The organism is Shewanella sp. NKUCC05_KAH, assembly GCF_019345585.1.
Classification (GTDB): domain Bacteria; phylum Pseudomonadota; class Gammaproteobacteria; order Enterobacterales; family Shewanellaceae; genus Shewanella; species Shewanella oncorhynchi.
Genome location: NZ_JAHKQZ010000016.1, coordinates 12,155 through 21,028, shown reverse-complemented (window position 1 = coordinate 21,028; position 8,874 = coordinate 12,155). Strand labels below are relative to the sequence as shown.

Sequence of the window (8,874 nt, the reverse complement as noted above, 5' to 3'; positions counted from 1 at the left end):
CAACAGGCCAGTACCAACCAGAGCTAGTTCAGTCATACGAAACAAGAAATTGAGCAAAATTTAGTCAACAGGTTTGGATGCTAATTCATGCCCATTATACATTTGAGGCTATTAGGCGCCAGAACGAAGTTGTTGTTTGGCTACCATTAACAGTGATCTTTTGTTTTGAAGATGATTCTTCAATGTTAAGAGCTGTTGAATTGGATTTTAGATATTTACCAAACTGGGCATTCCATGACGTTGAAGGAGTTATCCCACGATTTTGGTGAAATCCTCCCATGTATGCCTCAATAATTTCAATTGTACTTACTTCAATTTTACCTTTCGAACGAAAGTTGTCTAAAACTGAATTAAGGCTATCTCTAGCAATAGAAATACTTTCCTTCATATAATTCCTTGGCTGACGCCTAATACTAAGAGGGTAGGCCTAAAAAACTTGTAACGCCTTATTTTTTAAATACTCTGTAACATTACTTAAATTTGGTCAAGCTTGATATGTTGTGTGAGTCTAATTTCACGTTCATAGAACGTTTTGGGGTATAATTTTCTTCGCCTACACGTAGCCTCATTCTATTTTGACGTATAAGCATTAAAAATCCTCCGTTTAGGCTAACTGTACAACACTCCCATATACCTTCTAGTTAACCGTGCAACGGCCCCACATGCCCCCTCCAGCCCAATAAAACAGACTGCATACGAGCAATTAAGCCTTCATTTTGTTCACTAAACACCAAAAATTGGGCTTTGGCAGTTCCTATCGTGCAACCGTCCCATATGTTTAAACAGTAATCGTGCAGCAAACCAATATGCTCAAAACTTAAGCGTGCAACGTTCCCATATATGCTTGAGTAGTTGCGTTACATGTCACACTTAATATTCGTGACATGTAACGCTACCTAAAAAATTATTAAAAACCATTAACATACCAATTCAAAACTGCACCGACCTAATCTCACTCGGGATATTCACATCTAACTCTAGATATAAGGTATTTGTCCAAAACGGGCAGTTTGACGTGCCATGTTTAGTGTATTACCGCAGCAAAATAACTCTGCAATCAACAACGCTAAGAGGTTTTTATGAAGCTAAATGGTATTGAAGTGCTAACACCTGCTGCGGCACATGAACAACAAGAGCTTTGGGTAGTCAGGTTAGATCCGCCCGCTCAACCCGGCAATCGGGGGCCAGATGGTGACTTGCTCTGGCCGGAGGTTTTGCTGTGCAAAAACAGAAAAGATGCACAGGAATTAGCTGAATTTCTAAGCAAAGCTGCGCTTGATGACTTATCCGCTTTCATGGCCGCAGAGATTGAAGATTTAACATTAGGCCTTCCGGATACAGACCAATATATCGTTGCTCTCTGTAAAAGTATCGATAGGTACAGATATGCCTGGTTAATAGAGCCTAGCATTAAAAGTATTCAGCAAATCGAAGTACTAAAGGAGGCCTTTCATCATGAGAAGTAAGCATTTATTGGGTGTGGTTGCTTTTACGTTGGTTGCTTACTCTAGTAACTTACTTGCTCAGGAGAGCGCAACCGTAGGGCAGAAATCAACGCAAGAAAAACGTACACAGAAAGAAACAGCAATCAACGATGAAACCAGCATGGAATTACAACGACAAAAGGGCGAAGAACAACGCAATGGTGAGGAAACACGGGATACCACTTCAACCTCGGTACGTGATTCGGACGAAACATCATCTCGGCGTCAGAATCAAATAACTAACCGTGTGGCGGTTAAAACAGCGCCTCTTGCAATGCTCAATGAACTGTTTACATACATAGAGAAAGGTCATTCTGCGAAAGGGCGAACGGCAAATGTACTCAAACATTGTGCGCTCATTACAAAACCCAAAGCTCCACAATTTCCAGATCTAGAACCTAAGCCCCTGGTTACCAGCGTTCAGGCTTGCATGGCGTGGAACAAAGAAAAAACTATAGGGCAGTGCCAAGTTGAGTTGCACCAAGCAAACTTCAATTGGGCGACCACAGGTATGCCATCGTTTATTAGGATTCCATCAGACAGACTCGTTGAAGATGGCATGTGTTGGGCACTTTACGGACTTGTTGCCGAAGCGACTCTTGAAGATATATCCAATGGGATTCCACTCAACGGAAATAATATTTCTGGCATCAAATTAGCCCTAGCAAACGCGATGGGCAAACAATTGGTGAGAAATGACCTGCCAGATAAAGCCAAAAAGATTGTGGAAAGGCAATTTGGGCAGAACTGTGTAATACCTACAAGTCGCGGTTATCGCTATGAAGGAAAATACGAGTGGTCCTGCGGCTCATTTTCTGTTGATCCAAAAAACATCTCGGCATCAATTGGTGAGTTCACTCTGTTTGGGAAAGGAAACTCTCTATTTGGTGAGACCTGGGAGATGGAAACGTCACAAAGCCAGGACACGCTCTTTTCAGTATCGACTAATAGAGCAAACTCAAAAGAGGCATCAACGTCTGACGCTCAATATGCAAGCACAGACAACCGTTCATCTAAATCACGAAACCTGTCAATGAGAACGTCAGAGCGCTTACAAACAGAAGAAGCATCCAACCTCAGCAACTCAACAGAAGCAAGTTTTACAGTATCTCAGCCAGGCATCAAAGGAGGTAACTAACAATGAAATCTGTACTTTATGGCATCATCATTGCCAGTCCAATCACAGCGATTATCATCTATTTTACCTTATCCGGCAGACAGGAAGTTCTTATCCAACAGAAAACACATGAAGTTCAACAACAAATCCGTTCAGAAGAATTTCAGCGTGATTTTTCTAAAGCATGGACTGAATTTGACCAGTTCAATGAGCATGACAAAGCAGCTCTTTCGGTTGAGGATGCTGAACGTGATGAGCGAATCAAGCAGCTCAAAAAACTTCGCTCTCAGTTGGAAGCATCTGATAGCCAATCAATGAATAGCCTTGAAGCTGACCTAGCTGAAATGCGAAAAGCTTTAAAGGAAGCCGAACAAAAAAGATAGCCAATCAGTTGCAAGCCACATTCATCTAAGGATATAAACTGAATGTAGCTATTATTTGATTACAATCCAGAGCATGACTTTTGCTAGTTTACACGGCAATGTCAGAGCTTGAGCTGAATAAATTTGTGCCATTAGCAGACATAATAGCATTGTCAAATTGATGGTCTGCATTTGCATCTTAAGTAGAATAGCACAACAAAAATTCTCTCATTTTTCCAATATGCTCTTTATTTTTGGAGGTTTTATATCTGTATCTATTGGATACCACCTATTTGTTTAGCTGTCATTCCATTTTCAGAAGGTTCTAATTTCCAGAGTCTTACATCGATGCCATCATTGTTCAACTTCCGCATCAAGAAGCGCGCTTGTTGGGCATCGTGTGTGGTTAAAACTACTTGGAAGTTAAGCTCAGAAATGAAGTCACGCAAAACGTCGAATACCGAAGAGGCGTGAACCAGGTCATGATGCTGAGTGGGGTCATCTAGTAGTAATGCTTTCCAAGGTGACCATTGATGGACTGTGGCCATCGAGAGCATAAACGACAATTGTAAGTCTGTCATTTGAGCCTGACTTGCTATATCAGCTACTCCAACAAGCTCATTACCAAGAGATACTTGAATTGAGGCATGGTCCTTTGTGCGGCTTTTGTAGTAATTCAAGTTTGTTCCAGAGAAACGGGGCTCTTGAACAATACGTCGCAATATTGCCTGCCAGTATGGGACAACGTCTGAAATTTTGTCTCGTATTATTTCTATACCGCTGGTCAAATGCGCGTGAAATTCATCCAGTGCATTTTTGCGTTGACTAGCCAGTGCATGCTCTTCCTGAGGTTTCTTTAACGCCTCCATCAAAATCCGAGCATGAACATCTTCAGAGTTCTCGCCTCTTGCCGCATCAACTTCCTGCTGTGCGGACACTAAAGAGTTAGCCTGAGCGATACGGTTGAGCTCCATCTCAATATCGCTGAGCTTTGAGCGTGCAGCCTCAGCTCTGGCTTTATCCTGCAGCACCTTTTCTTTAGCGGTTTCCAACTGTTCACTCGACGGGGGTATAAGCATCCCCGTAACAGATACCCACTGGGTCCGTTGTGCCTCGAGGCGACCTTGGTCTAAATCAACCTGCTGTTTAATTCGAGTTATCGTAGCATCGATGTCAAGAAGCGCTCTGGCTGTAGCAGATTTCTTGGTTTGAACTTCTTCAATCCCTGCAGCACTCAATCGTATTTCCTCGTCAAGGGACTTTAAAGTTTGCTCGACCTGTTCAAAAGTGGCGTCCTTGACTACCAGCGGGTCAAGTGTATTCAGTGCAGCGATAGTGTCTTTAATTTCTTCTTCCATTCGCTTCAAAGTTTCTTCACATTCCGCCAAATCCCTTTTTGCGGAGTTAAAACTTGTAGTCAGCTGAGTCATAATATCGACACTAACCGGCGGCTCTTGTGTAGCACGTTTGGTATCAAGCTCTGCGCCTTCGTCGTCTACTTCCTTTTGTAAAGCATCAAGTCGACCTCGCGCTTCTTCTAGCTCAAACCCAATAAGAAGGCTGTTTGCCCGGGCTGTCTTAACTTCCGAATTAATGCTGGCAATCGTTTCATTCAAGCGAACCTGAGTCGTTTGGGCTTCGTTGAGTTCAGTTTTTGTTTCCTGCTGTGCCTTTTGCGCCGTTTCTAATTTTTCAGCCGCCAAACGAAGAACAGCCGTTGCTTCGATAAGACGGGGGTCGATTGCCTGAAGAGCGGTCGAAATTCTATTACGTAACTTCTGTTCGCCATGTGCTTCCAAACAAACAGGGCAGGTATCAGTTCCAACCGGCAGTTTCTCAGCAACAGTTGAAACCGCAGCACGAATTGCTCCGACAGCATCTTGATAGGCTGACACCACCGACGTTGCAGATTGATGCACCGCATTAGCGCTTTCCACTTCTGCAACTGCATTACGAAGTTTCTCACCCAGCGTGTCAATTTTAGCGCTAACGGTCCTGAGTTTTTGCTCCTCTACCCGCTTCCGCGACTCTGCATCTTTCCAGTGTGCGTAAGACTGCCTCGCCGTTGCGAGAGCGTCACGCTTCAGCATGATAGTTCCAGCCAAGGCATTCAGCATGGCAATAGTATCTTCTGCTGTTAGTGCTGTCGTATAGACTTGCTGAACTGTTTCGAAGACTTCCTTCTTCTGCTCACGTGAACGAAGGCACTCATCTCTCAGTTGTCGTTGTGTTGCAAGTTGAACTGTTGTCTTTTCATAGGTTCGCCTACGATCAAGCTCAAGTCTTATCTTTGCTGATTTTGCGATTAGCTGGCGGTGGTTGTTATCAGCAGATTCTATTAGCTCGCTCAATACTTTTCCTTGAGCCAGATATTCACCCTGAGTCGATTTGACCGTCTGTAACTCCTTCTGAAGACGGTCCAACGACTCTGAAATCTCTCCGTAGGTTACTGGGACCAAAACCAATCCTGCAAGATTGTTAAGGTTTGTATCAATCGAAGCCAGGTTCTGACTGTTGACAGTATTGGCAATTGCCCAATGTTCACGAATCGCTGCGATACTTTTTAGTTCTTGAAGAACAGTTGGATTTGTTATTTGCTTCAAGCTTTCAGATAATACTGATAGAGGAATCAAGGGCTTGCTTAAATCAGTTCGGGCGCTGTCGCGCACCCTCAGTAATGCATTCCAATCGTCCAGCTGTTGCTGCCTGGATGTGATAACAGCGCTCAATTCATTAATTCGTCGAGAGACTGCAGGCTTCAACCGAGCCACAGTAGCGCTGATCTGAGACGCTTGCCGTCCCAGCGGTAACATTGAGAGCTGCCCACCAGCCTCGACACTCCCTTGCTGGCAGAACCAATCCGTGTCACGTTGGTCAAGTAGATGCGTGAGTCGCAGCAGAAAAGGAATTTCGTCAGGGGATATGTCATTGAAGATTTTGTCTAGTCTTCCCTCATTGATAACGCTGACTCTGTCTTTTGTAACTGACACTTCGCGCTGCCAATCGCCAAAATCAATCTGGACGGAAGCTTCGTTTCCGCCTTCGCGAATAAGAGGGGCCCATCGACCAGCAACTCGCTTAACGTCGGACGTCAGCGCTAGTTCAATGGCCTCTAGCACAGCAGTCTTGCCTGAACCGTTCGGTGCAATCAAGATAGTTGCCCCGGCCCCAAATTTAATCTCAACATCGGTACCGAAACGACGAATATTGTTGAGGACTAATGATTTCAGTTTGATAGGTTCAATTGTATCCATTACAGGTCCATCTCGGGTGCAACGTTTTCGATAATGTCAGGCACCAAGTCTTTACCTGTCTTATCACTAAGGAAGGTTTTTAACCATCGATCCTGCAAAGTGTTCGTGAGCCAAGCATGCTTAGTTTGGGTCGCCAGAAATGCAGCAGTAACAGGATCAACAATTGTGGCGCCAGTCTCACTAGTGGATAGCGATCCCAAAAATGTCCTGTCGAGCAGTAACGGCATTTCATTGATAGAGCTAGCCACATATTTGCGACAAAATTGTTCATCTGCTTCCAAGCGAGAAAGATTGTGTTGACTGAACCCCTCTGCGAGCAAAATGAGATAAAGATCCGAGGTCTCTGGTTCCGGCAACATGTCACGAACTTGAGCAGTCCACCGTGCGACAAGATTCCAGTCTTCAATTTTGTCGATGGCGGCCAGCAATATAGTACGGCCACTAGTATTAGGCTTTGCGGTCCGCCGTACTTTCAGCGCATTAATGTCAGTTAGTGATGGCTCTGCAAGAACAGCAAGTGACTCGTCCACAGATACATCAAACCTGTTTTGCGTCCGACTCTTGATTAGAGCTTCAATGTTACGAGTTTTCATCATTTTGTGAGCTCTGTTTTCATAATATTTGCTTCTTTAGCAAGGCCTCTCAATTGGAGCTCAGGCTCTAAAAGCTCTGCCACCTTTTTAATAGTTCCGCTTCTTACAGCTGCTTGGAACTGCCTCGAGTTTGTGACCGCAAGCATTGCACGTCTCGATGCGCCAAAGCTGTCCTGTGAAGATCTATCTGAAGCGATTGTAAATCGATTTAATTCACTGTGAGAAGAACGAGATTCAGAAACTAGAATAATGTTAGCAACCTCTTTTCCTAAAAAATCTTCAACATCAGTGTCATCGTCACCGTCGACTAAAGCCCTCGTAACCCGATGCGGAGAAGCAGGCCCTCCCCAGTATTTTAGCGCGATAACTCGAATATCATTACCAGATAACAACGACGCAACATCTGCGTCTCGTTTAAGAGCTACAGCAGTAATCATCAACATCATCAATCCGGATGAGAGTAAATCAACTGTTCGAGGGCCAACACGCATAATGCCTAACGTGCCAAGCCCCTCACTAGCAGGATTTAGCATGCGACTTAGGAGCTCATTGGCCTTAGAGAGATCAGCATCGAGCACCTGATAGATTGTTCGCCAAAGTCTATCGACTCCAACTTGTAAATCGCCGAACTGAAGACCTCGAATCGCTCCACTGACATTGCTCTTAGTGAGCTCCCAAATAACTTTCCCCATGGCAGAGTCGAAGTTGTCGCATTCGAGATTAGTGTCTACAAGCAGTAACTGGCGAGAATCGACACAGTACGATGTTTCCTTTGCTTCGACCCATGGCAGATTAGAAAAATCATCCGAAGTAACTCCAAGCGTATTAGTTAGAGCGCCTCTAATCGCAGCGTTCCAAGAACTTAATTCGGATATGCTCGCGCGACTCTGTCCGCGTAAATGAAGTGCGAGCCTTATCAATCTGGGAGCAAGAGGCTCTTTCGACAGCTTTTGTTGATCGAACTTCACACTAAGCTTGAATCTCTTCTCAGATTGGGTGGTGTCTTTCCAAAAGATTGGGACGGTTTGCATTGGCTCTTCAATTCCATTCGCATGACCCGTAGCACAACCTGAAATGCCCCAAGTAAACGATGTATCTTCCAACGCGTATTGCGTCCAGAGCGCAGCCTCTGGTCGAAGATATTGACTAATCAAAGTAAATACTTGCCGAGGTGTTGCAGCACCTGCATCAGTGACGTTGTACTCCAGATCTTGCAACATCATTTTCCATGCATCGGATGCAGGGGAGAAGTATCTATCTAAAAGGGACATCGAAGACTGCTCAATCTCGTGCTCGAGAGATTTAATTTCGATTTTCAAATTACGTAGAGTTCTATGAATATGCGGCCAGTCAGTGAAGCCACACCAAGTTGTAAGCCAATCAAATATGTTTGCTGTAGCCACATTTGTTTGCGCGTGCGCTTCCAAACCGACCGGAGTAGTAGTGCTGTTGTTACACATTACACAAAAATCTTCGAAGTTTCGTATGCTAAATTCGTTCTTAATTCTTACTTGTCGATCAGGAACTAGCATAGAAAAGGTTCTTTCCTTGCCATCGGGCGCTGTCGTATGTAAAAACCATGCTCCCAAGGCTTTGATCGACTCATCGAAGGCACTCAAATCCGGTAGCACCGTTATCGAAGGGGGCGTTGTGACCAAGGTTACCGTAGCCGGTACCTTCTTTTTTGGAACCTTAGCTGCGCGTTTCGCCTTCTCACTACTAAAATCTGTGAGTTGACGCTTGACCTGTGTGTGATGAAAAGAGCCATCACTTAGTTCCTGAACAATGTCATCCCAATCAGGTACAGCACCTTGCTCACATCCAAGCCATTTAGGTGCCAACCGCCCTTCGAGATAAGCCACAACCATGGTCGACATCATCTGAGCACAAACTAAGTAAGCGTATCTGTCGGCTTTTAGTAGTCTAAGTTTTTTCTGCATACAGTCACATTACAATTTATTAAGTATTGTCTAATGGTTGCTACTTGATAGTAGCGGAATTTTAAAAGGCCCCTAAACTGACAGCACCATCAAATAGTGCCATAAAAAAGTCTTCTTGGGCATG

The 8,874-nt window shown here is 44.4% G+C and carries 7 protein-coding genes; 3 read left to right on the top strand and 4 right to left on the bottom strand.

Translation table 11 applies throughout. The annotated features are described in order from the left end of the window. Window positions 1-94: 94 nt before the first annotated feature. Window positions 95-388: a hypothetical protein gene (locus tag KO533_RS14745; protein ID WP_198573636.1), complete on the bottom strand. Its 294-nt coding sequence runs from the start codon at window positions 386-388 to the stop codon at window positions 95-97. A 691-nt stretch (window positions 389-1,079) separates the two neighbouring features. On the opposite strand from KO533_RS14745, the gene KO533_RS14740 reads away from it, so the two are divergent. Genes KO533_RS14740 through KO533_RS14730 form a run of 3 tightly spaced genes read left to right on the top strand, consistent with a single transcriptional unit; the run spans window position 1,080 to window position 2,984 of the window. After that, window positions 1,080-1,466 (top strand): hypothetical protein, encoded by a 387-nt coding sequence (locus KO533_RS14740; protein ID WP_198573637.1) that lies wholly within the window; start codon window positions 1,080-1,082, stop codon window positions 1,464-1,466. Further along, window positions 1,456-2,622 (top strand): hypothetical protein, encoded by a 1,167-nt coding sequence (locus KO533_RS14735; protein ID WP_198573638.1) that lies wholly within the window; start codon window positions 1,456-1,458, stop codon window positions 2,620-2,622. Before KO533_RS14740 ends, KO533_RS14735 begins: the two co-directional genes overlap by 11 nt. A gap of 2 nt (window positions 2,623-2,624) precedes the next feature. Continuing rightward, entirely contained in the window at window positions 2,625-2,984 is a 360-nt protein-coding gene (locus KO533_RS14730; protein ID WP_198573639.1) for a hypothetical protein, read from the top strand. Between the two features lie 254 nt (window positions 2,985-3,238). On the opposite strand, the gene KO533_RS14725 is transcribed toward KO533_RS14730, so the two are convergent. From KO533_RS14725 to KO533_RS14715, 3 genes are read right to left on the bottom strand one after another with little or no spacing between them, the layout of a single operon-like run. Continuing rightward, window positions 3,239-6,217, bottom strand: coding sequence for an AAA family ATPase (locus KO533_RS14725; RefSeq protein WP_219254873.1), 2,979 nt, complete (start codon window positions 6,215-6,217; stop codon window positions 3,239-3,241). Continuing rightward, on the bottom strand, window positions 6,217-6,813 hold the full coding sequence (locus tag KO533_RS14720; RefSeq protein WP_198573641.1) for an ABC-three component system middle component 1: 597 nt from the start codon (window positions 6,811-6,813) through the stop codon (window positions 6,217-6,219). The genes KO533_RS14725 and KO533_RS14720 overlap by 1 nt, the downstream gene beginning before the upstream one ends. Beyond that, window positions 6,810-8,750, bottom strand: a complete 1,941-nt coding sequence (locus KO533_RS14715; protein WP_219254871.1) for an ABC-three component system protein — start codon at window positions 8,748-8,750, stop codon at window positions 6,810-6,812. The genes KO533_RS14720 and KO533_RS14715 overlap by 4 nt, the downstream gene beginning before the upstream one ends. Window positions 8,751-8,874: the final 124 nt, after the last annotated feature.